This is a genomic window from Bradyrhizobium sp. NBAIM14, assembly GCF_020193895.1.
Classification (GTDB): domain Bacteria; phylum Pseudomonadota; class Alphaproteobacteria; order Rhizobiales; family Xanthobacteraceae; genus Bradyrhizobium; species Bradyrhizobium yuanmingense.
In genome coordinates this window covers 101595-126411 of the sequence record NZ_JADYVQ010000019.1, presented here as the reverse complement: position 1 = coordinate 126411, position 24817 = coordinate 101595, and the positions used below count along the sequence as shown (strand labels likewise).

Genomic DNA, 24817 nt, shown 5'->3' with positions numbered 1-24817 from the left:
ATGGCAGACGGATCGATTGGCCTCTGGACCGTCCCGCTCGCCGTCCTCGGCGGCGCCATTCGCGTCTCCACCCCCTTCCTGTTCGTGAGCCTGGGCGAATGCATCACCGAGCGCGCGGGCCGCATCAATCTCGGCCTGGAAGGCACGCTGGTGATGGGCGCGATGAGCGCCTATGGCATCTCCTATCTCACCGGCTCTCCGTGGCTCGGGGTGCTTGCCGCCGGCATCACCGGCGCGCTGCTGGGTGCGCTGCATGCCGGCATTTGCTCGCTGCCGCGCGTCAACGACGTTGCCGTGGGCATCGCCTTGATGCTGTTCGGCACTGGCCTTGCGTTCTATCTCGGCAAGCCGCTGATCGAGCCGACAGCGCCGCGGCTGCCCGCCGTCGACTTCGGCTGGTGGAGCGACATCCCGCAAGTCCAGGCAGCGCTGCGCATCAACGTGCTGTTCCTGATCGGCGTGGCGCTGGCGCCAATCCTCTATTGGGCCTTCCGCACCACCCGCTGGGGCTTGCTCATCCGCACCGCCGGCGAGAGCGCGGATGCCGCACGCGCGATGGGCCATTCCGTGCTGCTGATCCGCCTGCGCGCCACCATGGCCGGTGGTTTCCTCGCGGGCATCGGCGGCTCGTTTCTGTCCCTGTTCTACCCCGGAAGCTGGAACGAGGGCCTTTCCTCGGGCCAGGGCATCACCGCCGTGGCGCTCGTGATCTTCGCGCGCTGGGATCCCCTGCTCTGCCTGTGGGCCTCGCTCGCCTTCGGCGGCGCGGCGGCGCTGGGTCCGGCGCTGCAATCGGTCGGCGTCACCTCTGGCTATCACCTATTCAACGCCGCGCCCTACATCCTGACGCTGGCGATCATGATCATCACCTGCTCGCCGAAGCGGACGCTGACCGGCGCGCCCGCCGAACTCTCGATCACACGGTAACACGCACGAGGTCGTCCATGCCCGAGCGCTACATCAAGTCCGAGCCCTATGCCTGGCCCTACAATGGTGATCTCCGCCCCGAGAACACGGCACTGATCATCATCGACATGCAGACCGATTTCTGCGGCGTCGGCGGCTATGTCGACAAGATGGGCTACGACCTCTCGCTGACACGGGCACCTATCGAGCCGATCAAGCGGCTGCTCGCAGTGATGCGCAAGCAAGGCTTCCATATCATCCATACCCGCGAGGGCCACCGCCCCGATCTCTCCGACCTGCCCGACAACAAGCGCTGGCGCTCGCGCCAGATCGGCGCCGGCATCGGCGATCCCGGCCCGTGCGGACGCATCCTGGTGCGCGGCGAGCCCGGCTGGGACATCATCGAAGAACTCGCGCCGCTACCGGGCGAGCCGATCATCGACAAGCCCGGTAAGGGCTCGTTCTGCGCCACCGATCTGGAGCTGATCCTGCGCGTCCGCGGCATCGAGAACATCGTGCTGACCGGGATCACGACCGACGTCTGCGTCCACACCACCATGCGCGAGGCCAACGACCGCGGCTTCGAATGCGTCCTGCTTCACGATTGCTGCGGCGCGACCGACAAGAGCAACCACGACCACGCGCTGAAGATGATCAAGATGCAGGGCGGCGTGTTCGGCGCGGTCTCGACGTCGGACGCCTTTATCGGAGCGATTTCGTGATCATCGGCGAAACGCCACCGCCCTCGGGCGCCTTCGGCGTCGACGCCGTCGCCATGACCATGCGCTTCGGCGACTTCCTGGCGCTGGACAATGTCGAGCTGAAGGTGCGGCCGGGCTCTTTCCACGCGCTGCTCGGCGAGAATGGCGCCGGCAAATCCACTCTCGTCAAATGCATCATGGGCTACTACCACGCGACCGAAGGCGACATCATCGTCGGCGGCCGCGAGCAGGCGATTGCCAATCCGAAGGATGCCCACGCGCTCGGCCTCGGCATGGTCTACCAGCATTTTACGCTGGTGCCGGCGATGACGGTTGCCGAAAACCTCGTGCTGGCGCGGGACGACGTGCCGGCCGTGGTGAACTGGCCGAACGAGATGAAGGAGCTCGAGGCGTTCTTGGGCCGCATGCCGTTCAGGGTGCCGCTCGGCGCGAAAGTTTCCGACATTTCCGCCGGCGAACGGCAGAAGTGCGAGATCCTCAAGCAGCTCTACCTGAAGCGTCGCTTCCTGATCCTGGACGAGCCGACCTCGGTGCTGACCCCGGCGGAAGCCGACGAGGTGCTCGGCATGCTCCGCGATATGGTCGTGAAGAGCGAGCTGACCATCCTGATGATCACGCACAAGTTCCGCGAGGTCATGGCCTTCGCCGACGAAGTCACCATCCTGCGCCGCGGCAAGCTCGCAGGGGCCGGGAAGGTTTCCGAGCTGACACCGGATGAGATGGCGCGCACCATGATCGGCGCCGAGGAGCTGACGGTGCAGCCGCCGCGCACCGGCGAAGCCGGTCAGGCCAGGCTGGAGCTGCAGAAGCTCCGGGCCCTGGACGATGCGGGCGCCGTTGCCGTGCACGATGTCTCGCTCACCGTTCGCGCCGGTGAGATCGTCGGCATCGCCGGCGTCTCCGGGAACGGCCAGCGCCAGCTCGTCGAGGTGCTGGCCGGCCAGCGCGAGGCCGAGAGCGGGGAGGTGCGCGTCGCCGGAGATCCCTATCACGCCAGCCGCGAGGAGATGCGGCGGCACAGGATGTCGCTGCTGCCCGAGGAGCCGCTGAAGAATGCCTGCGTCGGCGGCATGAGCGTCGCCGAAAACGTCGCCTTCCGGGAATTCGACCGTGCCCCCTTCGCCCGCGGCGGCTGGTGGCTCAACCCTCGCGCCTTTCGCGACGACGCGAGGACGAAGATCGCCCGGTACAAGATCAAGACCCGCACGCCCGATACGCCGATCTCGGCGCTGTCGGGCGGCAATGTGCAGCGGGCTGTGCTGGCCCGCGAGCTCGGCGGCGACGTCGAGGTGCTGATCGCCGCCAATCCCTGCTTCGGCCTCGATTTCGCGGCGGTGGCGCAGATCCATGCCGAGATCATGGCCGCACGCAACCGCGGCGCCGCCGTCCTGCTCGTCAGCGAGGACCTCGACGAACTGCTCGAACTGTCAGATCGGCTGGTGGTGATGTTCCACGGCGAATTCGTGTATGAAGCGCGGACCAGCGAAGCCGATCTCACGGTGGTCGGCCGCCACATGGCAGGGCACTGAACGGAGGATCGATGGGCGACGCATCCGGGCGGGACGAGCACTTTCTGCGCCTGTCTTTCGCGGTCGCCGGCCGTTCCCTCACCCATGGCAACCATCCCTTCGGCTGTATCGTCGTCGATGCCGACGGCAAGGTGCTGATCGAGACTGAGAACGGCTACATGCCGGATCGCGACGGCACCGCGCATGCCGAGCGTCTCGCAGCCACCCAGGCCTGCCGTACGCTCGATCGCGAGGTGCTGGCGAAGGCCACGCTCTATTCCTCAGCCGAACCCTGCGCGATGTGTGCCGGCGCGATCTACTGGGCCGGTATTGGCCGTGTCGTCTATGGCCTCAGCGAGCATCGCCTGCGCGGCATCACCGGCAACCATCCGGAAAATCCGACGCTCAACCTGCCATGCCGCGAGGTCTTTGCCAGCGGCCAGCGGCCGACGGAGGTCGTCGGCCCACTGCTCGAAGACGAAGCCGAAGCGCTGCACGACGGCGTTTGGACGAAGTAGCAGCACATCCCAAAGGGGACGACACCGTGGAGTGCCGCATTGAGGCAGCCATTGCGGCCGCTGCGCTCCCCGCGATGGACGACCGACGCGTCCGTTGCTCAACATGGCGTCAGGTCTGCGCAGCGGGTTCCGATTTGCCTTGGACCGTCACAAATTTGCAACAGGCACCGCTCGCAGACGCGATCGCCCCCAACCGTCCGGGTGCTGTTTGCGGGATATGATTGCTCGGAATCGATGACCGGCGCTGGGCCGAGAGCCTGCCGACGCGTTGAGCAAGGGATGATGCTTTTTCACATCTTACGCCGGGGTCCAAACTGGCCCAGTATTGAGGCACGTCACCCATGCAAGCGCATCAACGAATGTTAGATCCGACATCCAACGGCCAGCATTCCGGCGAGTCCCCGCTCCTGAGGACCATCGGCCTCACCAAACGCTATGGCGATTTCCTCGCCAACGATTGCATCGATATCGAGATCCGGCCGAGGGAAATCCACGCCCTGCTGGGCGAGAACGGCGCCGGCAAGTCGACGCTGGTCAAGGCGATCTACGGACTGATCCAGCCCAGCGCCGGCGAGATTCACTGGCAGGGCGAGCGGATCGTGCTGTCCGGTCCGTCCGAAGCGCGCATCCGCGGCATCGGCATGGTGTTCCAGCACTTCTCGCTGTTCGACAATCTCACGGTTGCCGAGAACGTCGCGCTCGGCCTCGACGGCAAGGAATCCTTCAAGGACATGTCGGCCCGGCTGGAACAGGTGTCGAAGACTTACGGTCTGCCGCTCGATCCCAGGCGTGAGGTGTGGCAACTCTCCGTCGGCGAGCGTCAGCGCATCGAGATCGTCCGCGCCCTGATGCAGGATCCGAAATTCCTGATCCTGGACGAGCCCACCGCGGTGCTGACGCCGCAGGAGGCTGACCAGCTCTTCATCGTGCTGGATCGCCTCAAGGCCGAGGGCCGCGCCATCCTCTATATCAGCCACAAGCTGGAGGAGGTGAAGCGGCTCTGCGACACCGCGACGATCCTGCGTGGCGGCCGGAAGGTCGAGACCTGCAACCCTCGGCTCGAAACCGCCGCCTCACTTGCGCGGATGATGGTCGGCGGCGAGGTCAAGGAGGTGAAGGGCGCATCCGGCCGCAGGACCACCGTGCCGCGGCTCGTCGTCAACGATCTCTCGCTGGCTCCCGTCGAAGCGCACGGCGTACGGCTCGAGCACATCTCATTCGAGCTGAAGGGCGGCGAGATTCTCGGCATCGCCGGCGTCGCCGGTAACGGCCAGGACGAATTGTTCGCAGCGCTCTCCGGCGAGCGCCTCGCGAAGGCCCCCGGGACGGTGGTGATCGAGGGCATCGCCGCCGGTCACCTTTCGATCACCCAGCGGCGCAAGCTGGGGGCGGCCTTCGTTCCCGAGGAGCGACTCGGCCACGGCACCGCGCCGCGGATGAGACTGTCGGAGAACGCGCTGCTCACCGGCCATGCCGCCAGCGGCATGGTCCGTCGCGGTTTCATCGATACGGCGGCTACGCTGAGAACGGTCGACCGCGCCACCGAAACCTTCGACGTCCGCAAGGCCAAGCGCGATCCCGAGGCCGCCAGCCTGTCCGGCGGCAATCTGCAGAAGTTCATCGTGGGACGCGAGATCCTGCGCAATCCCGCGGTACTGGTGGTGAGCCAGCCGACCTGGGGCGTCGATGCCGGCGCCGCCGCCGTCATCCGTCAGGCGCTGCTTGATCTCGCCACCGCAGGCGCCGCGGTACTCGTGACCAGCCAGGATCTCGACGAGCTCGCCGAGATTGCCGACCGCATCGCCGTGATGTTCCACGGCAAGCTGTCGGCTCCGCTCTCGGCACGCGAAGCAAGCCGCGAGAAGCTGGGCCTTCTGATGGGCGGCAGCAGCCTGCAGCCAAAGGAGATCGCGCATGCAGCTGGTGCTTGAGAAGCGTGCCGAGCGCTCTGGCACGATCGCGCTGGTGTCCCCCCTGATCGCGATTGGCCTCACGATCGTGACCATGGTCATCCTGTTCGCGATCCTTGGCAAGAATCCACTGCTTGCCCTGCACGCCTATTTCATTGCGCCCCTCACCGATGGCTATTCGCTCCAGGAGATCGCGGTGAAGGCGACGCCGCTGGTGATGATCGCGATCGGCCTGTCGCTGTGCTATCTCGCCAACGCCTGGAACATCGGCGCCGAAGGGCAATTCCTGATCGGCGCAGTCGCGGGAAGCTGGATCGCGGTGAAGACGCAAGGTACTGATGCCGGCGCCTGGGTGCTGCCGGCTATGCTCGTCCTCGCCGCCGCTGCGGGCGCGCTCTATGCGCTGATCCCGGCGATCTGCAAGGTGAAATTCGGCGCCAGCGAGATCCTGACCAGCCTGATGCTGGTCTATGTCGCCGACCTTTTCCTCGACTATCTCGTGCGCGGCCCCTGGCGCGATCCGCACGGCTTCAATTTCCCGACCACGGCCGAGTTCGATCCGGTAGCGACCGTGCCGTTGCTGATCGAAGGCGGCCGGCTGCATCTCGGCTCGATCATCGCCCTGCTCGTCGTCGCAGCAGCCGCGATCCTGCTCGGGCGCACCATCAAGGGTTTCGAGATCCGCGTGGTCGGCGCTGCGCCGCGCGCCGCGCGGTTCGGCGGCTTCAACGCCAACCAGCTCATCATCCTGACCTTCGCCGTCTCCGGGGCGCTGGCCGGGCTTGCCGGCATCATCGAGGTGGCGGGTCCAGTCGGACATCTCCAGCCCGGCATCTCGCCAGGCTACGGCTTTACCGCGATCATCGTCGCTTTCCTCGGCCGACTGAACCCGCTTGGAATATTAGTTGCAGGCCTCTTCCTCGCGTTGACCTTTATCGGCGGCGAGCAGGCGCAGATCGCGATGAAGATTCCGCTTGATGTCACCAAGGTCTTTCAGGGCATTCTGCTGTTTTACGTGCTCGCCTGCGACTCCCTCATTCTCTACCGCTTCAAGCTGGTGTTCCCGAACCGAAAGGTGGTGGCCCGTGGAGCTGGTTGAGGCCATCATCCTGGCGGTACTCGCCGCGTCGACGCCGCTGTTGCTGGCCGCGACAGGCGAACTCGTGGCCGAGCGTTCCGGCGTGCTCAATCTCGGCGTCGAGGGCATGATGATCGTCGGCGCGGCCTGTGGCTTTGCCGGCGCTTGGCTGACCGGATCGATCTTGATCGGCGCGCTGTTCGGCATCGCCGCCGGCACGCTGATGTCGCTGGTCTTCGCGCTGATGGCGCTCGGGCTCGCCGTCAACCAGGTCGCCACCGGCCTCGCGCTGACCATCCTCGGCGTCGGGCTCTCGGGCCTGATCGGCGCCGGCTTCGTCGGCGAGCGCATCACGCCGGCCGTGCACCTCTCTATTCCCGTCCTGACGGATATCCCGCTGATCGGCCGCGTGCTGTTCGGCGAGAATGGCTTCGTCTATTTCTCGATCGCGCTGATCGTCGCTGTGTGGTGGTTCCTGTACCGCACACGGGCGGGATTGATCCTGCGAGCCTGCGGCGACAATCACGCTTCCGCGCATGCGCTCGGCTATCCCGTCCTGCGCATCCGCACCTTGGCCGTGATGTTCGGCGGCGCCTGCGCGGGTCTTGCGGGGGCCTATCTGCCGCTCGCCTATACGCCGTTCTTCATTCCGGGCATGACCGCCGGACGCGGCTGGATCGCGCTGGCGCTGGTGGTGTTCTCGTCCTGGCGGCCGGGCCGGCTCGTCGTCGGCGCCTATCTGTTCGGCGCGGTGACGATCCTGCAACTACATGCGCAAGGATGGGGCGTCGGCATTCCCTCGCAATTCATGTCGGCGCTGCCTTATCTCGCGACCGTCATCGTGCTGGTCCTGCTCTCCCGCGCGCGCACGGGCGGCTCGACCGCACCGGCCGCGCTCGGCACGGTGTTCGTGCCCGACCGCTAGATTTCGTTTCCGCAGTGTGCACGATGGGGCGCGCATGCTGCGGATCGTGGCTTCCCCCGAAGTTTGGAGATCGATGATGAGGAAATCACTTCTTGCACTGGCTGCCGGGCTCTTGCTCGCTGGGAGCGTCAGTGCGGCCTCCGCCGCCGACAAGCTGAAAGTCGGCTTCGTTTATCTCGGTCCGATTGGAGACCTCGGCTGGACCTATCAGCACGACCTCGGTCGCCAGGCGCTGGTGAAAGAATTGGGCGACAAGATCGAGACCACTTATCTCGAGAACGTGCCCGAAGGCCCGGACTCCGAGCGCGCGATCGAGCAGCTCGTCCGCGCCGGCAACAAACTGATCTTCACCACATCGTTCGGCTACATGGATCCGACGCTGAAGGTCGCCAAGAAATATCCGAACGTGCATTTCGAGCACGCCACCGGCTACAAGCGCAACCCGAACATGTCGACCTACTCGGCGAAATGGTATCAGGGCCGCTACATTCAAGGCCTGATTGCGGCGAAGATGTCGAAGTCGGGCGTGCTCGGCTATATCGGCTCGTTCCCGATTCCGGAGGTCGTCTCCGGCATCAACGCGACGATACTGGCGGCGCAGACCATCAATCCGAACATCAAGGTCAAGATCATCTGGGCCAACACCTGGTTCGACCCAGGCAAGGAGGCCGACGCCGCCAAGGCGCTGATCGACCAGGGTGCCGACGTCATCATGCAGCACACGGATTCGCCCGCCGCCATGCAGATCGCCAGCGAACGTGGCAAGCTGGCCTTCGGCCAGGATTCCGAAATGATCCAGTTCGGGCCAAAGGCCCAGCTGACCTCGATCATCAACAACTGGGGGCCCTACTATATCGAGCGCGTCAAGGCCGAGCTCGCCGGCACCTGGAAGTCCGAGGACACCTGGGGTGGCCTCGACAGCCGCATGTTCGCGATGGCGCCCTACACCAACATGCCTGACGATGTGAAAAAAATGGCTGAGGATGCCCAGGCCGCAATCACCGCGGGCAAGCTGCATCCGTTCAAATGCCCGATCGTTGGGCAGGACGGCAAGCCGGTCGAGTGCAAGGGCGGCGCTCACCTGGATGACGGCCAGATCCTCGGCATGAATTTCTACGTCAAAGGCATCGACGACAAGCTGCCGGGCAAGTAGCACGCTTCTTGCATTGACTAAATCACCTGCTCCTCCCGGAGGAGGTTCGGAGGGGGTGGCCAGAAGCACCCGGCACTTGTGGCTGCCCCCTCTTTCTCTATTTCGCCCGGCTATCCAGCCTGCATGGCCCGCGCCGCGGAACTGTGGCGGCGGATGAGGTCTGCCACATCGAGACCCGGGATCGCACCGTCGATCACCGCCCATTTTCCAGCCACCATCACCCGGTCGGCGCGATGCGCCCCGCACAGTACGAGCGCAGCCAGCGGATCGCCGTGGCCGGAGAAGCGCAGCTCGTCGAGCCGGAACAGCGCAAGATCGGCGGCCTTGCCGACGGCGATGTCGCCGAGTTCCGGCCGGCCCACACATGCCGCCGAGCCCTTGGTGGCCCAGCGCAACGCATCCTTGTGGCTGACCTTCGTGACGCCATAACGCGCGCGTTGCAGCAGGAACGCGGCCCGCACCTCCTGCATGAGGTTGGATCCGTCGTTGGAGGCCGAGCCGTCGACACCAATGCCGACCCCCACGCCGGCCTCTTCCATGTCGCACACCGGGCAACAGCCCGACGCGAGCAGCTGGTTGCTGCACGCACAATGGCTGACGGTCGTGCCGGCCTTGCCGAGCCGTCTCATCTCGTCCGGATTGAAGAAGATTCCATGGGCGAGCCAGGTGCGCGCATTGAGCCAACCGCATTGCTCGAGATAGTCGAGCGGACGGCAGCCATACATCTGCTGGCAGAAGCTGTTCTCGTCCTCGGTTTCGGCGAGATGGGTGTGCAGGCGCACGTCGAGCTTGTCGGCGAGATCGGCCGTGGCGCGCATCAGCGACGTCGTCACCGAGAACGGCGAGCATGGCGCGAGCGCAATCTGCACCATCGCATCCGCGCCGCGCTGGTGATGCTTGGCGACCACGCGGGCGCTATCGGCGAGAATGGTGTCCTCGTCCTGCACGACGCTGTCGGGCGGCAAGCCGCCGTCGCGCTGCGACAGGTTCATCGAGCCGCGCGTGAGCAGCACGCGCACGCCGAGTCGCTTCGCCACCGCCACCTCGATATCGACGGCGTCTTCGAGTCCGGCCGGAAAGACGTAGTGGTGATCCGTCGTGGTGGTGCAGCCGGAGAGCAACAGCTCGGACATCGCCACGGTGACGCCGAGCTCGAGCGCTTCCGGCGTCAGCTTCGCCCACACCGGATAGAGCGCCTGGAGCCAGGGGAACAGCTCGCGGTCCATCGCGGCCGGCAGCGCCCGCGTCAGCGTCTGGTAGAAGTGATGATGGGTATTGATCAGGCCCGGCAGCACGACGTGTTCGCCCGCATCGAACACTGCGACATCGGCGGTTGCGGGCACACCGCCCGCCGGCACGAGCTCGACGATCCGGCCGTCCTTCACGACAATGCCGCGCTCGGCCCCGTCGGCGAGGATGGCCAGGGGATCCCTGATCCAGGTCGAACTTGCCTCAGTCATGATCCTGCTTCTCCTCGCCCACCCTGACGGCGGACCTGCAAGGCCGAGGACGATTGCGTCCTTGCTTCGACTTGTTGTTGCCACTTGGCTCCCGTCTTGCAACACTTCGCTCGGACCATTCAACCGTCGGAAGCGTTGGCGCAGCCATGGACTTGAATACCATCACAGCCGTCGCCCATCCGCAAACGCGCGCGCAGCTGCCCGTTTGGACGGCAGGTGATGCTTGGCTCGCGGGCGGCACCTGGCTGTTCTCGGAGCCGCAAACGCATCTGACGCGACTGATCGATCTCACCGATCTGAAATGGCCGGCACTTGCGATCACAGAGAGCCACCTCTCGATCGCCGCCACTTGCACCATCGCAGAGCTCGATGGACTCGCCTGCCCCTCTGATTGGCTCGCAGCGCCGCTGATCAACCAGTGCTGCCGGGCCTTCCTTGCCTCGTTCAAGATCTGGAAGACCGCGACCGTCGGCGGCAATCTCTGCATGTCGCTGCCGGCGGGACCGATGATCTCGCTGACGTCGGCACTCGACGGCGTCTGCACCATCTGGAAGGCCGGCGGCGGTGAACAGAGGCTTCCGGTCACCGAATTCGTCACCGGCAACCAGCGCAATCGCCTGACGCCAGGCGACCTGCTCCGGCAGATCGACATCCCGCTTCCCGCGCTGAAGCGCCGCACGGCCTTCCGCCAGATCTCGCTGGCGCCCGTCGGCCGCTCCGCGGCGCTGCTGATCGGCAGTCTCGAAGCCGATGATACGCTGACACTCACGGTCACCGCGTCGACGGTGCGGCCGATCCAGCTGCGCTTCCGCAAAGCCCCGGACGCAGGCGCGCTGCGCGCCGCGCTCATGCAGGAGATTACCGATGATCTGTACCACACGGACATCCATGGCGCGCCACTCTGGCGCAAGCACATGACGATGCGCCTGGCCGAGGAGATTCGCGGCGAGCTGCTGGGAGCGCCCCCCGCATGAGCCTGGAGGTCAACGGCAAGGCGTTCTCCCAGGAGCCGCGCGCCGGCCAGTGCCTGCGCACGTTCCTGCGCGAGCTCGGCCATTTCGGCGTGAAAAAGGGCTGCGATGCCGGCGACTGCGGCGCCTGCACCGTGCTGCTCGACGGTGAGCCGGTGCACAGCTGCCTGATCCCGGCGTTCCGGGCCGAGGGCCGCAGCGTGACCACGATCGAAGGCCTTGGCGGCGATCACGGCACGCATCCGATGCAGCAGGCCTTCCTCGATGCACAGGGCTTTCAATGCGGATTCTGCACCGCCGGCATGATCCTGACCTGCGCCTCGTTGAACCAGGCGCAGCGCACCGATCTCGGCACGGCGCTGAAAGGCAATATCTGCCGCTGCACCGGCTATCGGTCGATCGAGGACGCGATCCTCGGCAAGACCAATGTCGAGACGAGCGTCGAGGCCGGCGCCGCCTTCGGCCGCAGCCTGCCCGCCCCCGCAGGCCCCAATGTGGTCCGCGGCACGGCACGCTACACCTTCGACACCGCAATCGATGGCTTGCTGCACATCAAGCTGCTGCGCTCGCCGCATGCGCACGCCAGGATCGTCGCTATCGACAAGTGGGACGCGCTGAGCATCCCCGGTGTACACGCCGTGCTGACGCACGAAGATGCGCCGTCCGTCCTGATCTCGACGGCACGGCATGAGAAAGACTGGATGGACCCGGAGGACACCCGCGTCCTGGATGACGTCGTGCGTTTCGTCGGCCAGAAGGTTGCCGCCGTCGTCGCCGAGACCGAAGCCGCCGCGGAGGCTGCGTGCCGCAAGCTGAAGGTCAGCTACGAGATCCTGCCGGCGCTGATCGATCCCGAGCAGGCGATGGCCCCGGGTTCGCCGGTCGTTCATCCCGACCGCACAGCTGCGAACCGCGTTGCCGATGCCCAGCGCAACCTGGTCGCGGAGACGCATGGCGAGTTCGGCGATGTCGCATCGGCGCTTGCAACATCTGCCGCCACCTATGAGGCCACCTTTCACAGTCACCGCGTGCAGCACGCGGCGCTCGAAACCCATGGCGGCCTCGCCTGGCTCGATGATTCCGGCGTTCTCACCGTCCGCACCTCGACGCAGGTGCCGTTCCTGACCCGGCGCGCCCTGTCGGACATCTTCCAGCTTCCCATGGACAAGGTCCGCGTGTTCTGCGAACGCGTCGGGGGCGGTTTTGGCGGCAAGCAGGAGATGTTCGTCGAGGACATCCTGGCGCTTGCCGCGCTGAAGACCGGGCGGCCGGTCAAGCTGGAGCTGACACGCGAGGAGCAGTTCATCGCGACCTCGACGCGGCATCCGATGCGGATCCACGTCAAGGCCGGCGCCGATGCGGGCGGCAAGCTTACCGCGCTCCAGCTCGACGTGCTCTCCAACACCGGCGCCTACGGCAATCACGCCGGCCCCGTGATGTTCCACGCGCTGGCGGAGTCCGTCGCCGTCTACAATTGCCCGAACAAGCGGGTCGACGGCGTCGCCGTCTACACCAACACGGTGCCGGCGGGCGCGTTTCGCGGCTATGGCCTGCCGCAGGCGCTGATCGCGGTGGAAGCGGCGATCGACGAACTGGCGGAGCAGCTCGGAATCAGCCCCTACGAGATGCGCCGGCGCAATATCGTGAGGCCTGGCGATCCCATGCTGTCGCCGCCGCCGCCCGAATATCACGACGTGCTCTACGGCTCCTACGGGCTCGACCAGTGCCTCGATCTCGTCGAGCGCGCGATGCAGGCCGATACCCCGCAGCCGGAGCTGTCGCCGGATTGGCTGATCGGCGACGGCATCGCGCTGACCATGATCGACACCGTGCCGCCGGCCGGCCACTTCGCCGATGCAACGATCGCGCTCAACGACGACGGAGGCTTCGACCTCACCGTCGGCACGGCCGAGTTCGGCAACGGCACCAGCACCGTGCATCGCCAGATCGCGGCGACCACGCTGGCGACCACCGTCGACAAGATTCGTCTGCGCCAGTCCGACACCGCCCATGGCGGCCACGACACCGGCGCGTATGGCAGCGCCGGCACTTTCGTTGCGGGCAAGGCGACGCATGCGGCAGCCATGCAGCTTGCGAGCGAGCTGAAGGCGGCAGCCGCCGGCGCCTGGCTGTGCGATGTGGAGACTTGCGCGCTCGATGCGGACTCCGTCGTCAGCGGCGTCCGCCGCATGCCTTTTACGGAGCTGGCGAAGCTCGCCCGCGAGCGCGACCGGCCGTTCGCAGGCAGCGGCACGTCCGGCGGCACGCCGCGATCGGTGGGGTTCAACGTGCAGGGCTTTCGCGTCGCGGTGAACAAGGCGACCGGCGAGCTCCGGATTCTCAGGAGCGTGCACGCCGCGGACGCCGGCGTCGTCGCCAATCCCATGCAGTGCCGCGGACAGGTCGAAGGCGGCGTGGCGCAGGCGCTCGGCGCTGCGCTCTACGAGGAGATGGTGATCGACGCGAGCGGGCGCGTCACCAATCCGAAATTCCGCGACTACCACCTGCCCTCTTTCGCCGATGTCCCGCGCACGGAGGTCCTCTTCGCCCAGACGTTCGACACGATCGGCCCGCTCGGCGCGAAGTCCATGAGCGAGAGCCCTTACAATCCGGTCGCCGCCGCGCTCGGCAACGCGATCGCGGACGCCACCGGCATTCGCTTTACTGCGCAGCCCTTCAAGCCGGACCGGCTGTTTCCGGCGCTCCATGACAAATTTGGCTAGATAGATGTTTCGGGGGATACATCCATGAGCAACGACGTCCATCCCGTCGACGAGGTCCTGCCGGTCCCGCGCCTGCTCGCGCTCGGGCTCCAGCACGTGCTGGTGATGTATGCCGGCGCGGTCGCGGTCCCCCTCATCATCGGCCGCGCGCTGAAGCTGCCGCCGGAGGACGTCGCCTTCCTGATCAGCGCCGACCTGTTCGCCTGCGGACTTGTGACGCTGGTCCAGTGCCTCGGCTTCCCCGGCGTCGGCATCCGCCTGCCCGTGATGATGGGCGTGACCTTTGCGTCGGTCGGCCCGATGCTGTCGATGGCGGCTTCACCGGAAATCGGCCTGCTCGGCATCTACGGCTCCGTGATCGCCGCCGGCCTGTTCGGCATCGTCGTTGCGCCGTTCGTCAGCCGGCTGCTGCCGCTGTTTCCTCCCGTCGTCACCGGCACCATCATTCTCATCATCGGCATATCCCTGATGCGCGTCGGCATCAACTGGGCCGGCGGCGGCCTGCCGACGTTGACGAAGGTGGTCGACGGCGTTTCCGGCAGCTTTCCCAATCCAGCCTATGGGCAATTGCAGGGGCTCGGCATCTCGCTGTTCGTGCTGCTCGTCATCCTCGGCCTGATCAAATGGGGCAGCGGGTTTCTCGCCAACGTGGCCGTGCTGCTCGGCATCATCGCCGGCGCGGTGCTCGCGAGCATTCTGGGCGTGATGCATTTCGACAAGGTCGCCGCCGCCTCCTGGGGCGCACTCGTGCTTCCCTTCCGCTTCGGCATGCCGCAATTCCACCTGGTGCCTGTCATCACCATGTGCATCGTCATGATCGTGGTGATGATCGAATCGCTCGGTATGTTCCTGGCGCTCGGCGAGATCACCGGCAAGGCCGTCGACCGCGAAGCCCTGAGCCGCGGCTTGCGCGCCGACGGGCTCGGCACGCTGCTCGGCGGCATCTTCAACACGTTTCCCTATACCTCGTTTTCGCAGAACGTCGGCCTCGTCTCGGTCACGGCCGTGCGCTCGCGCTGGGTGACGGTGACGGGCGGCTGCATCCTGCTCGTGCTCGGGCTCTTGCCGAAGCTCGCTGCGCTGGTGGAGGCGGTGCCGCTGGTCGTGCTCGGCGGCGCCGGCCTCGTGATGTTCGGCATGGTGGCGGCCACCGGCGCACGCATCCTGGCCGCGGTCGATTTCCGCAACAACCGCTACAATCTGTTCATTGTAGCGATCTCTATCAGCTTTGGACTGATACCGCTCGTTGCTCCCGGTTTTTTCCGCAATCTGCCGCACGATCTGCACCCGCTGCTGGAGTCCGGCATTCTGCTCTGCGCGGTCGTGTCGGTGCTGCTCAATGCCTTCTTCAACGGATTGAGCGGTGGCGCTGCCGCCGAGGCCGACGCGGCGTCAGCCGCCGCATCGGCACAGCATGTCTAAGGCGCGATGCGACTAGGATGAATCGTCATCGCGCTTTGGATTATTGTTTAAGCATGATCTTGTCGGAAAACCGCTACGCACTTTTCCGGATCATGCTCTAGCTGCCGCGATAGGTCGAGTAACTCCAGGGCGTGACCAGCAGCGGCACGTGGTAATGGCTTTCCGGCTCGCTGATCGCAAAGCGCAGCGGGATCTCGTCGAGAAACGGCGGATCGGACAGCGGCACGTTGCGCGCGGCGTAATATTTGGCGACGCTGAAGCGCAGCTCGTAGCGGCCGATCGGCAGCGGACGGCCGCCGATCAGCGGCTGGTCGGTGCGGCCGTCGGCATTAGTCACCGTGCGCGCGATGACGCGATTCTCGCCAAGGCTCGCGAGCTCCACGAGCTCGATCGGGATGCTAGGTGCGGGCTTGCCGATCTGGTTGTCCAGCACATGGGTCGAGAGCCGGCCGTGCACCTTCAGCCTGTCGTCGGCGGCGACCAGCTGGTCGAGCCGCAGCGCCGAGATGCGGCCGATCTCCTCGATCGCACGCCTTATCTCGGTCTTGGCGATGTTGAGCAGCCGCGCCTCGAAGTCGAGCAGCACGGAATCCTTGGTGTGACGGCGCACACAGACGATGTAGGGGAAGCCGAACTTGTCGCGGTAGGCGTTGTTGGCCCGCTCGAACGCGGAATATTCGGCATCCGACAGCCGGTCGAGCCCGGCGCTGTTCTGCTCGTCGGTCGATTCCGCGGTGAGGCCCGCGGCGCGCTGCGTCTTGTTGGCGAGATCGGGATGCGCCCGGATCAGCGCCAGCTGCACGTCAGGCTCGGCACTCTGGATCGCGGCCATCAGCGCGGCGTGCAGCTCGTTGATGCCGGCGAACGGCCGCTTTGCCGCGAGCTGCTCGGCGATCCACGGCGAATATTCGACGACGTTGGCGAGCGCCGCGACGAAGTCGGCCGTGCTTGCAGCGTTGAGATCGGCGAGTGAAATCTGCGACATCATCTCACCCGATCTCGAATGCGTCGGCGGCAAGATGGGCGTGCTTCTCGTGCCAGTGCTGCGCGATCTGAAGCCGCGTCGGCACCCAGACGCGCTCGTGCTTGCCGATATAGTCGAGGAAGCGGATCAAGCCCGCTGCGCGGCCGGGCCGGCCCGCGAGGCGGCAATGCAGACCGACCGACATCATTTTTGGCGCGGTTTCGCCTTCCGCATAGAGCACGTCGAAGGCGTCCTTCAGATAGGTGTAGAACTGCTCGCCCTCGGCAAACCCTTGCGGGTTGATGAACCGCATGTCGTTGGCATCGAGCGTATAGGGAATGATGAGCTGCTTGCCGCTGGCGCCCTTGACCCAATAGGGCAGATCGTCGGCATAGGAGTCGCAGAGATAGAGGAAGCCGCCCTCCTCCATCAAGAGACGGTTGGTGTTGATCGAGGAGCGCCCGGTGTACCAGCCGAGCGGACGTGCGCCGGTCGCCTCGGTATGCACGCGGATGGCCTCGGCGATCTCCGCGCGCTCCTGCGCCTCGGTCATGTCCTTGTGCTCGATCCATTTCAGGCTGTGGCTGGCGATATCCCAGCCCGCCTCCTTCATCGCAGCGACAATCTCGGGATTGCGCTTGAGCGCGGTGGCGACGCCGAACACCGTGGTCGGCCAGCTCCGCTCCTTGAACATCCGCCACAGCCGCCAGAAGCCGGCGCGCGAGCCATATTCGAACATGGATTCGATGTTGGCGTGGCGCTGGCCGGGCCAGGGCTGCGCGCCGAGCACGTCGGACAGAAAGGCTTCCGAGGCGCGGTCGCCGTGCAGGATGTTGTTCTCGCCGCCCTCCTCGAAATTGACGACGAACTGCACCGCGACCCGCGCGTCACCAGGCCATTGCGGATGCGGCGGGTTGCGGCCGTAGCCGCGGAGATCGCGCGGGTAGCGGGGCTCGGTCACTCAGACTTCCTCGAAGCGGATCGGCAGCGCGCCCTTCCACAGCACGCTCTTGCCCAGCGTTGCGAGGTTCTCCAGGCCCGAGGTCAGCGTGATGAAATGGTTGCCGGCGAGCTGACCCATCTTGCTCGCGAAATGCACGCCGCCATAGGCCAGCAGGATCTCGGTTTCGCTGATGCCGCCGGGATAGAGGATGATCTGGCCGGGGGCGGGATAGCTGGTGTGGTTCTCGTAGCCGACGCCGAAGTCGAGGTCGCCGAGCGGCATCCACACGCCCTCGCCACTCCAGCGCACATGGATGATGTGGCTTTCGAACGGCAGCGCCTTGCGGAAGGCGGCGACGGTTTTGGGCGCCGCCTGCTCCTCGAAACGGGCATCGAAGGTGAAGTCGCCGGCGCGGATAACGAGTTTGCTCATCTCATCTCTCTGGATCGGGGGCGATGCGCCCACGGGGAACTTTCAGCAAAAAGCACTCCCGACCGTTTCGCGCAAGTGGCGCGGGAGGCTCTCGTATAAGTTGGGGCACGCCACCCGGCGTGCCCGATCGCCTGAAAGCTCGGTGCCATTGAACCGGATTGCAGGAGGTGAGTCCACCGGCAGAATTGCCGGGCAAAGGGGCGCCGGCGCGGATGCGCTGCGTCCGGGCCACGAGAGCTGAGCGTGGTGCTGCGTTCGGAACGACGAAGATGAGGCGATGGTGCGTTCTCCAAGTAACACTGTCATTCCCCGCCTTGTACGCAATCGCGCACTGGAGCGGGGAATCCAGTACGCCGCGGCCTCTCGATTCAATCACTGGCGTCTCGGAGTACTGGATCGCCCGGTCAAGCCGGGCGATGACACCGAATGTGTGGACGCAGACGTGCGTACTCGGCCTCGCGGCTGCTTCGCCCGAGCTTTGCTTCGTCTCGCCGCCCTCATAGCCAAGAGGGCGCAGGGAAGGCCGGGTGCCGGCGGCACCCGCGGTCCGCTGCGCTAGAGCACACGCAGGAAGAACCGCACAGCAGCATACAGGTGAAGCCCAACACACGGCCTTCCCTGCGCGATGGTCGGACGGCTTATGCCGCGCTCTCCCGGGAGCCGAGTTCCCTCTGGCCTCCCTCACTCCCGCGAAAGTCGCCGGCACCGCGCCGGTTGACGCGAGGGCCGCATTCGCCAGAGCTTGGCCGTAGCAACGACGGCCAGGACCACACGGTTTTGCCGTACGCGCGGTTCGTTGGCGCCGCAGGGTTCGACGGCGTTGTGCACGTTGCCATCGAAATGCCGGCGCGACGAACCTGACGGCGCCGCTCGTCCGTACGAAGCCTCGGGCTCACGGAGAGCAATCCGCCCTGCCCTCAGCTCTCGTACACGACGCTGCCGCGTCCACCGCAAGCCCGGCTCGCGACAATGACGACCTCATGATCGCCCCTCGAGATTGAGCCGGGATGGGCGATACATACGCCATTTCCGAATTTCGGTAAAGTGGAATATTTTCGCGCGAGCGGGTTGACAGCGCCGCGACACACCTCGGTCCCGTAGCCTGGATGGAGCGCCAGCGTAATCCGGGACAGCGCAAGATGCCGAGCGCGCAGCCCCGGATTACGCTTTCGCTCCATCCGGGCTACGAGAGACGGGATTGAGCTCGTCGAGACCTGGAGCGCTCAGTACGGTGCGTAACGATAGCCCGGATCGTAGTAGTAGCCGGAACCGCCGTAGTAACCAGGGCCGCCGTAGTAACGCGGGCCATAGCCATAATAATAGCGGTTTTCATAATATTCGCGGCGGCGGCTCTCGGCGATCGCGCCTCCGATCAGACCTGCGGCCATGCCCATGAAGGCGAGACCCGCGGCATTCGGCCCGCGTCGATAGTAACGACGCCGGTGTGCGCTGAAATCGGTGACGTCGGAGGCAGCCTGGCCGGCAACGGCCGCCTTGACAGCCGGGCTCCCGGCCGACGCCGCTGCGGACGGGGATGCGGAAGCCGCAATCAGGGCGAGGCCAGCGAGCGCGACCACGATCGTGTTGCGGCCGGCTCCGGAAATCACGGGTCCAATACTCATGTTCGAATTTCCTCTGTTCTCGCCCAAAGAAACATAAGCAAACGATCTATAATCCGCAAACCACTGAAATGGTTTCATGATCGCGGCGATCTGCCACGCTTTGAACGATTGTAAATCCCGAACGATCAGACCCAGCTTGAACCAGCCAACCTGAGCGGTTAATGAACGGCCGCGCCGTTTTCGGTCGCCGTAAGCGTTTACGTGAACCAACGCATCAACCGACGCCGTCGGGATCGATGCCATTTTCCAGGTTCAACGTGATCGACGCGTCCTTTCGTAGAGAAACCAGATGATCGTGGTTCGCAAACTGCCGGCGCGCTATGCGCCGATCGTGATGCCATTCGTGCTGTCCACCCTCATGACGGCGGTGGTATCGGTCATTTCGACGCTGCGGAGCCTGGGGGCAACGCTGGCGTTCCTGGCGACCTGGCCGGGCGCCTGGGGACTGTCCTGGCTCGTCGCCTTCCCGACCCTGCTCGTGGTGCTGCCGCTGGTCCGCCGGATCGTGGCCTGGCTCGTCGATGCGCCACCCGCCCGGTAACCTCGCCTAGGACAGCGCCCCCAGCACGCCTCTCGTCGCCTTGTCGATCTCCTCGACATAGCGGCGGCGGGCGAAGCTCTCGGTGAGGAAACCGACCACCTTGCGGCTGTCGGTGGAATCGACCACCGCCAGCATCTCCGCCTCGGCTTCGTCGAACACCGCCATCGCCGACTTCACGTTCATTTCCGGGATCAGCACGATGTCGATGAGGCGGGCGAGCTCGATCACCTGGATGTCGTCGGCGATGGTGTCGAGGTCGCTGGAGAACAAATCGGGCAGCAGGACGAGGCCGATATATTCGTCAGCATTGTTGACGATGACGATTCCCGGCCGCGAGCCGAGCGCGAACTCGCGGCGCGCGGCGGCAATCGTCGTGGTCGAGGGCACCTTGCCGACGTCCGAGCGCATCAGGCGCTCGACCGTGAGATTGCGCAGCCAGCCGACGTCGTTGGCGCTGCGGATGGTCTCGCCGCGCAGATGCAGGCGCCAGGTCGAGAAGGAATGGCCGAACATGAAGCGAACGCAGATCGAGGTCACGATGCAGCCGGCCAGCACCACGGCGGTGACGTCGACGTTGCGTGTCATCTCGAGCACGAGGAACGACATCGTGAGCGGGCCGCCGACGATGGCGACGCCGAGCGTCGCCATGCCCGTCAGCATCGCCACCAGCGGATCGATCGCGAAGTTCGGGCTGATGAGCAGCAGCACCGCGGCAAAGAACTTTCCGATCAGGCTGCCGACGAACAGCGAGGCGAAGAACAGGCCGCCGCGGAAGCCCGAGGCGAGCGAGATCAGGCAGGCCGTCACCTTCAAGGCGATGATCAGCGCGATCAGGCCGATCGTCATGTCGTGGAAGAGATCTAGCACCATGGCGCCATGGCCGGCCGCGAGAACCTGCGGCGTGATGATGGCGAAGCCGCCGACGATGAGTCCGCCGATCACAGGACGGAGCCAGACCGGCATCCACGCGAACAGCCGCTCGAACATCGGCGAGGAGCGCATCACGGCGATGCCGACGCCGCTGGTGATGAGGGCGAGCCCGATCAGCGCCAGATATTGCTCGACGCCGACGGCGCCGACCTTCGGAATCTCCAGCGAGTATGGCGCGCCGCCCAGCCATTGCGCGGTCAAGGCGCCCGCGAGGGAGGCGGCGAGGATCGGCGCGGCGCTGCCTACGGCATAGACGCCGACGATCAGCTCGCAGGCATAGAAAGCGCCGGTGATCGGCGCGCCGAACGCCGCTGCGATCGCCGCAGCAGCGCCGCAGCCGACCATCAGGCGCAGATCGTTGCGGCGGAGATTGAAGAACTTGCCGAGCTGCGAGGCGATGCCGGAGCCGATCTGAGTGTAGCCGGCCTCCAGGCCGACCGAGGCGCCGCAGCCGTTCGAAATCAGGGTCTGGCTGGACACCACCACGCTGTCGCGCATCGACAGATTGCCGCCGCGCAGCGCGTTGGCCTCGATGGGGTCGACCGCGTTCGATATCTTCATGCGCCGCCGCGACCATTCCATGATTCCGAGCGACAGCCCGCCAAGCGCAGGCGCGATCAATGCCGCCCAGGGACTGACGCTCGCGTGGGCGGACAGGTGGACATCAACGGGAATGCCGTAGATCACGACATGCGCGATCTGCGCGATGTGGGCCATCAGCGTCACGACCGCGCCCGCGAGCGTGCCGATCACGAGCGCCAGCGGGATCAGGTAGAACTCGTTGCTGCGCAGCAGGGCGCGCAGCCGAACCATGGTGCGGTTCGTCTTCTTGCGATCCACGAGATGTTTGATCCGCACTAACACCGTCTGGCCCGCCCTACCCTTCCGACAGGCCGTAGCCGGCCATGCGCTGACGCACCCGCTCGATCTCGTCGCTCGGGAGCAGCGGCGGTTGTCCGATCTGCAGACAGCCGTGATATTGCCGCGCCAGCGTCTCGACCTCGACCGCCAGCCACATCGCCTTGTCCAGGGTCTTGCCGATCGCGATCATGCCGTGATGATCGAGCAGGCAGGCGAGCCGGCCCTCCAGCGCCCGCACCGCGTGCTCGGACAGCTCCGCCGTTCCGAACGTCGCGTAGGGCGCGCAGCGGATGCTGTCGCCGCCCGCCGCCGCGATCATGTAATGCACGGGCGGGATCTCCATGCCCATGATCGCCAGGATGGTGCAATAGGTCGGATGGGCGTGCACGACGGCGTTGACGTCGGGCCGCGACTTCAGGATGTCGCGATGAAAGCGCCATTCGCTCGACGGCTTCTGGTCGGGCGCGTGCGAGCCGTCCATGGCCATGAAGACAATCTGGTCCGGACGCATGGCCTCATAGGGCACGCTGGTCGGCGTGACCAGGAGGCCGTCCACATGCCGGACGCTGATATTGCCCGATGTGCCCTGGTTGATGCCGAGCGCGTTCATGCGCCGGCAGGCGTCGATAATGGCCTGTCTCTTGCCGAGCTCGTTCGCTGTCATCGACATGTCGATTTCCTGTCGAGGGCTTATTGGACCGAGTTACGTCAAAGCAACATGACAGTGCAAGCGAAAGCGTCCCGGATCCCGTGACACTCCGGCCGAACGGGATAGCGACAGGTTAACAGATTGTCGCAGCTACTGGGGCAGGCCGATCCGGGCCGACCCGTTGATGGCGAACTGCACGGAATAGGCGGCGAGCAGCATGCCGAGGACGCGCGAGAGCCATAACAAAAGTTAAGGCTGGTGCGGAGGCAATGAGATCGAACGGTGCAATCGCAAAGCAACCATTCCCGACGATTGCCGTTTCACTGTGCATCGATACACGAACAGAAGCAGCCGAAGCAATTGCACGAGCCCCGTTCCAGAATTGATCCGCACGATCCCGTTGCCTGCAGCCGTTGGGCACTTCGATTAGGGACAAACGTCAGAGAGCTCAAGGCGGCGATTCATCAATTCGGCAGCGCAGCGGATGCCGTGGCGTACGGCCTTCAGCAGTGGCGGCGTAGCGCCTCGCGCGGGCAGTGGCAGGGGCGCAGCGGCGCACCGCAGATCGGCATTCTCTCCGATTCCATGGTCGCGCGCGGCGAACAGCTCGCCGCCGTTTCGATGGTCTGCGTCAATGCGATCGGCCTCGTCGCCGGCGCCGTGCCGCGGATTCTGCCCGCGGCGCCGGAGGCTGACATCGATGCCTATCTGGACAGGCTCGACGGCCTCTTCGTCGGCGGCGGACAGACCAACGTCCATCCGTCCCCCTATGGACAAACGGTCGACGAGAAGCGTGACGGCCCGTTCGACGAATTCCGCGACGAGGTCGCGCTGCGCCTGATCCCGCGGGCGCTGGCGCGGGGCATCCCCGCTCTGTTCATCTGTCGCGGCTTCCAGGAGCTGAACGTCGCTTTCGGCGGCACGCTGGCGAAAGAGCCAGACGATTTGCCCGAGGAGCAACGCCATGGCACGCCCGACGCGGACAACGAGGATGCCCGCTATCGGCTGCGGCAGAAGGTGGCCTTGCGCAAGGGCGGCGTCCTGCAGCAGATCTGCGGCGCGGATTCGATTCTAGTGAATTCGCTGCACAGCTTCCTGATCGCCGATCTCGCACCGGGTCTCGTCGCGGAGGCCGTCGCTGACGACGGCTCGATCGAGGCCGTCAGCGTCGAGGGCGCCAGCGATTTTGCGCTCGGCACGCTTTTCCATCCCGATTATTGGGCGAGCTCCGACCACGCCTCGGCGCGCATTCTGGCGGCTTTTGGAGACGCGGTTCGCCGCCACGCCAAGGCACAAGGGGCGGCGTAGGCGATGCACCGCTACCGCTTCGGCATCGAGGAGGAATATTTTCTGGTCAACCGCCAGTCCGCGGCGCCGCGATCCGAGCTGCCCAAGCCCTACATGGCCGCGGCGCAGAAGCGCCTCGGCGAGCGGCTGACCACCGAGATCCTGCAATCGCAGATCGAGGTGGCGACCCCGCCGCTGACGTCTTCGGCCGATGCGTTGGCCGAGCTCACGCATTATCGCGCGGTGCTCACCGAGGTCGGCAAGGACCACGGCGTCGGCATCATCGCGGCCGGCACACACCCGCTGGCGCAGCCGCAGCAGCAGCGCATGACGCGCAAGCGTCGCTACAGCAAGGTCATCAGCGATCTCGGGATGGTCGGCCTCGGCAACCCGATCAGCGGACTGCACGTCCATGTCGAGGTCCCCGAGCCCGATTTGCGCGTCGAGATCATGCACCGCCTGGTGCCGTTCCTGCCGCTGCTGCTGGCGCTCTCGACCTCCTCACCGTTCTGGTGCGGCTACCCGACAGGATTGCTGGGCTACCGCAATGCCGCCAACGATGCCCTGCCCCGGACCGGCTTTCCCGAGATGTTTCGGAACCTTTCCGAATACGAGACCTACGTGAAGACCTTGGTCGATGCCGGCATCGTCCCCAACGCCACCTATGTCTGGTGGGCGTTGCGGCCCTCGCTGCAGCATCCGACGCTCGAGCTGCGCATCACCGATTGCTGCACGGCGATCGCGGATTCGGTGGCGATCGCGGCGCTGTTCCGCGCGCTGGTCCGCCACGCCGTCCACCATCCCGAGCTGAACGCCACCTATTCGGCCGTGCACCGCGCGCTGGTGGAGGAGAATCGCTGGCGCGCCCAGCGCTACGGAACCGACGGCACCTATATCGACCTGGTCTCGTTCGAGCCGGTCTCGTTCAGAAGCTGGCTCGATTCGGTGATCGCCATGGTGGCACCCCACGTCGACCATCTCGGCATCGAAGACGACATCCAGCATCTGAAGTCGATCCCCAAGCGCGGCACGTCGGCCCACCTTCAGCTCGAATATTTTCGCGGCTTGCGCAAGTTCGGCCACTCGCCGCGGGAAGCAATCAGCGACGTGACGAAATGGCTGCGGACTTCCACCGAAGCCGGAGACTTCACCGCCCGGGGCGGCGAGCCGAAAGCGCAAGCGGTGCGGCAACCGCTGACCGACCCGGTCTGACGTCTCCGGCTGCGGTCGCATGGAACGAGGTTTCGACCGCCGACTTAGCTCAGCGTGATAGCAATGGACAATCGTGGAGA

Annotated in this window: 21 protein-coding genes and 2 pseudogenes; 15 read left to right on the top strand and 8 right to left on the bottom strand. The window is 65.6% G+C overall.

The features are described 5' to 3' along the window. The 8 genes from I6F28_RS30960 (at nt 1) to I6F28_RS30925 (ending at nt 8720) form a co-directional block, all read left to right on the top strand. Nucleotides 1-927, top strand: a complete 927-nt coding sequence (locus tag I6F28_RS30960) for an ABC transporter permease (protein ID WP_036007718.1) — start codon at nt 1-3, stop codon at nt 925-927. Between the two features lie 17 nt (nt 928-944). Beyond that, entirely contained in the window at nt 945-1628 is a 684-nt protein-coding gene (gene biuH / locus I6F28_RS30955) for a biuret amidohydrolase (protein WP_225142685.1), read from the top strand. Next, nucleotides 1625-3157, top strand: a complete 1533-nt coding sequence (locus I6F28_RS30950) for an ABC transporter ATP-binding protein (protein ID WP_225142682.1) — start codon at nt 1625-1627, stop codon at nt 3155-3157. Before biuH ends, I6F28_RS30950 begins: the two co-directional genes overlap by 4 nt. An 11-nt stretch (nt 3158-3168) precedes the next feature. Beyond that, nucleotides 3169-3654, top strand: a complete 486-nt coding sequence (locus I6F28_RS30945) for a nucleoside deaminase (RefSeq protein WP_225111995.1) — start codon at nt 3169-3171, stop codon at nt 3652-3654. 359 nt (nt 3655-4013) lie between these two features. Next, nucleotides 4014-5585, top strand: a complete 1572-nt coding sequence (locus I6F28_RS30940) for an ABC transporter ATP-binding protein (RefSeq protein WP_225142678.1) — start codon at nt 4014-4016, stop codon at nt 5583-5585. Then, complete coding sequence (locus I6F28_RS30935; protein ID WP_036045285.1) at nt 5569-6663, top strand: ABC transporter permease; 1095 nt, start codon at nt 5569-5571, stop codon at nt 6661-6663. The genes I6F28_RS30940 and I6F28_RS30935 overlap by 17 nt, the downstream gene beginning before the upstream one ends. Further along, nucleotides 6650-7567, top strand: a complete 918-nt coding sequence (locus I6F28_RS30930; protein ID WP_225142677.1) for an ABC transporter permease — start codon at nt 6650-6652, stop codon at nt 7565-7567. Before I6F28_RS30935 ends, I6F28_RS30930 begins: the two co-directional genes overlap by 14 nt. Before the next feature lie 76 nt (nt 7568-7643). Next, nucleotides 7644-8720, top strand: coding sequence for a BMP family ABC transporter substrate-binding protein (locus I6F28_RS30925; RefSeq protein ID WP_036045328.1), 1077 nt, complete (start codon nt 7644-7646; stop codon nt 8718-8720). 110 nt (nt 8721-8830) lie between these two features. On the opposite strand, the gene I6F28_RS30920 is transcribed toward I6F28_RS30925, so the two are convergent. Continuing rightward, nucleotides 8831-10180, bottom strand: a complete 1350-nt coding sequence (locus tag I6F28_RS30920) for an 8-oxoguanine deaminase (RefSeq protein ID WP_225142675.1) — start codon at nt 10178-10180, stop codon at nt 8831-8833. 146 nt (nt 10181-10326) lie between these two features. Between I6F28_RS30920 and I6F28_RS30915 the strand changes: the two genes are divergently transcribed. Genes I6F28_RS30915 through I6F28_RS30905 form a run of 3 tightly spaced genes read left to right on the top strand, consistent with a single transcriptional unit; the run spans nt 10327 to nt 15296 of the window. Beyond that, entirely contained in the window at nt 10327-11154 is an 828-nt protein-coding gene (locus I6F28_RS30915; RefSeq protein ID WP_225127634.1) for an FAD binding domain-containing protein, read from the top strand. After that, on the top strand, nt 11151-13874 hold the full coding sequence (locus I6F28_RS30910) for a molybdopterin-dependent oxidoreductase (protein ID WP_225142673.1): 2724 nt from the start codon (nt 11151-11153) through the stop codon (nt 13872-13874). Before I6F28_RS30915 ends, I6F28_RS30910 begins: the two co-directional genes overlap by 4 nt. A 24-nt stretch (nt 13875-13898) precedes the next feature. Further along, on the top strand, nt 13899-15296 hold the full coding sequence (locus I6F28_RS30905; RefSeq protein ID WP_225142671.1) for a nucleobase:cation symporter-2 family protein: 1398 nt from the start codon (nt 13899-13901) through the stop codon (nt 15294-15296). Nucleotides 15297-15393: 97 nt separating this feature from the next. On the opposite strand, the gene uraD is transcribed toward I6F28_RS30905, so the two are convergent. From uraD to I6F28_RS37915, 4 genes are all read right to left on the bottom strand, one after another. Then, the gene (gene uraD / locus I6F28_RS30900; RefSeq protein ID WP_225142711.1) at nt 15394-16281 is read right to left on the bottom strand and encodes a 2-oxo-4-hydroxy-4-carboxy-5-ureidoimidazoline decarboxylase; all 888 of its coding nucleotides are present in this window, start codon (nt 16279-16281) and stop codon (nt 15394-15396) included. A gap of 4 nt (nt 16282-16285) precedes the next feature. Further along, a complete protein-coding gene (puuE, locus tag I6F28_RS30895) occupies nt 16286-17221 on the bottom strand; it encodes an allantoinase PuuE (protein WP_225142669.1) in 936 nt (311 codons plus the stop codon). Then, nucleotides 17222-17635: a DUF3830 family protein gene (locus I6F28_RS30890; RefSeq protein ID WP_036045261.1), complete on the bottom strand. Its 414-nt coding sequence runs from the start codon at nt 17633-17635 to the stop codon at nt 17222-17224. Between the two features lie 1223 nt (nt 17636-18858). After that, on the bottom strand, nt 18859-19500 hold the full coding sequence (locus I6F28_RS37915) for a hypothetical protein (RefSeq protein ID WP_463671677.1): 642 nt from the start codon (nt 19498-19500) through the stop codon (nt 18859-18861). Between the two features lie 46 nt (nt 19501-19546). On the opposite strand from I6F28_RS37915, the gene I6F28_RS30880 reads away from it, so the two are divergent. After that, a complete protein-coding gene (locus tag I6F28_RS30880) occupies nt 19547-19798 on the top strand; it encodes a DUF2798 domain-containing protein (RefSeq protein WP_225142667.1) in 252 nt (83 codons plus the stop codon). A 6-nt stretch (nt 19799-19804) separates the two neighbouring features. On the opposite strand, the gene I6F28_RS30875 is transcribed toward I6F28_RS30880, so the two are convergent. The 3 genes and pseudogenes from I6F28_RS30875 to I6F28_RS37655 all read right to left on the bottom strand — a co-directional run. Next, on the bottom strand, nt 19805-21592 hold the full coding sequence (locus tag I6F28_RS30875) for a chloride channel protein (protein ID WP_225142665.1): 1788 nt from the start codon (nt 21590-21592) through the stop codon (nt 19805-19807). 13 nt (nt 21593-21605) lie between these two features. Beyond that, complete coding sequence (locus I6F28_RS30870; RefSeq protein WP_225142663.1) at nt 21606-22259, bottom strand: L-fuculose-phosphate aldolase; 654 nt, start codon at nt 22257-22259, stop codon at nt 21606-21608. A 129-nt stretch (nt 22260-22388) separates the two neighbouring features. Then, nucleotides 22389-22475 (bottom strand): annotated as a pseudogene (locus tag I6F28_RS37655) (MarC family protein); the annotation flags it as partial. A 45-nt stretch (nt 22476-22520) separates the two neighbouring features. On the opposite strand from I6F28_RS37655, the pseudogene I6F28_RS37910 reads away from it, so the two are divergent. From I6F28_RS37910 to I6F28_RS30860, 3 genes and pseudogenes are all read left to right on the top strand, one after another. Next, nucleotides 22521-22721, top strand: a pseudogene (locus tag I6F28_RS37910) (DUF3606 domain-containing protein); the annotation flags it as partial. Between the two features lie 6 nt (nt 22722-22727). Next, nucleotides 22728-23546 carry a gamma-glutamyl-gamma-aminobutyrate hydrolase family protein gene (locus tag I6F28_RS30865; RefSeq protein ID WP_346656754.1) on the top strand — a complete coding sequence of 273 codons (819 nt, stop codon included), beginning with the start codon at nt 22728-22730 and terminating at the stop codon, nt 23544-23546. Nucleotides 23547-23549: 3 nt separating this feature from the next. Continuing rightward, complete coding sequence (locus I6F28_RS30860; protein WP_225142659.1) at nt 23550-24737, top strand: carboxylate-amine ligase; 1188 nt, start codon at nt 23550-23552, stop codon at nt 24735-24737. Nucleotides 24738-24817: the final 80 nt, after the last annotated feature.

What these genes read in the sequence shown, in the direction of transcription:
- I6F28_RS37915 (WP_463671677.1), bottom strand. Translation starts at nt 19,500, where the DNA reads ATGGCATCGATCCCGACGGCGTCGGTTGATGCGTTGGTTCACGTAAAC.
- I6F28_RS30910 (WP_225142673.1), top strand. Translation starts at nt 11,151, where the DNA reads ATGAGCCTGGAGGTCAACGGCAAGGCGTTCTCCCAGGAGCCGCGCGCC.
- I6F28_RS30860 (WP_225142659.1), top strand. Translation starts at nt 23,550, where the DNA reads ATGCACCGCTACCGCTTCGGCATCGAGGAGGAATATTTTCTGGTCAAC.
- I6F28_RS30920 (WP_225142675.1), bottom strand. Translation starts at nt 10,180, where the DNA reads ATGACTGAGGCAAGTTCGACCTGGATCAGGGATCCCCTGGCCATCCTC.
- I6F28_RS30960 (WP_036007718.1), top strand. Translation starts at nt 1, where the DNA reads ATGGCAGACGGATCGATTGGCCTCTGGACCGTCCCGCTCGCCGTCCTC.
- I6F28_RS30925 (WP_036045328.1), top strand. Translation starts at nt 7,644, where the DNA reads ATGAGGAAATCACTTCTTGCACTGGCTGCCGGGCTCTTGCTCGCTGGG.
- I6F28_RS30945 (WP_225111995.1), top strand. Translation starts at nt 3,169, where the DNA reads ATGGGCGACGCATCCGGGCGGGACGAGCACTTTCTGCGCCTGTCTTTC.
- I6F28_RS30890 (WP_036045261.1), bottom strand. Translation starts at nt 17,635, where the DNA reads ATGAGCAAACTCGTTATCCGCGCCGGCGACTTCACCTTCGATGCCCGT.
- I6F28_RS30940 (WP_225142678.1), top strand. Translation starts at nt 4,014, where the DNA reads ATGTTAGATCCGACATCCAACGGCCAGCATTCCGGCGAGTCCCCGCTC.
- I6F28_RS30870 (WP_225142663.1), bottom strand. Translation starts at nt 22,259, where the DNA reads ATGTCGATGACAGCGAACGAGCTCGGCAAGAGACAGGCCATTATCGAC.
- I6F28_RS30915 (WP_225127634.1), top strand. Translation starts at nt 10,327, where the DNA reads ATGGACTTGAATACCATCACAGCCGTCGCCCATCCGCAAACGCGCGCG.
- I6F28_RS30935 (WP_036045285.1), top strand. Translation starts at nt 5,569, where the DNA reads ATGCAGCTGGTGCTTGAGAAGCGTGCCGAGCGCTCTGGCACGATCGCG.
- uraD (WP_225142711.1), bottom strand. Translation starts at nt 16,281, where the DNA reads ATGTCGCAGATTTCACTCGCCGATCTCAACGCTGCAAGCACGGCCGAC.
- biuH (WP_225142685.1), top strand. Translation starts at nt 945, where the DNA reads ATGCCCGAGCGCTACATCAAGTCCGAGCCCTATGCCTGGCCCTACAAT.
- I6F28_RS30905 (WP_225142671.1), top strand. Translation starts at nt 13,899, where the DNA reads ATGAGCAACGACGTCCATCCCGTCGACGAGGTCCTGCCGGTCCCGCGC.
- I6F28_RS30880 (WP_225142667.1), top strand. Translation starts at nt 19,547, where the DNA reads ATGATCGTGGTTCGCAAACTGCCGGCGCGCTATGCGCCGATCGTGATG.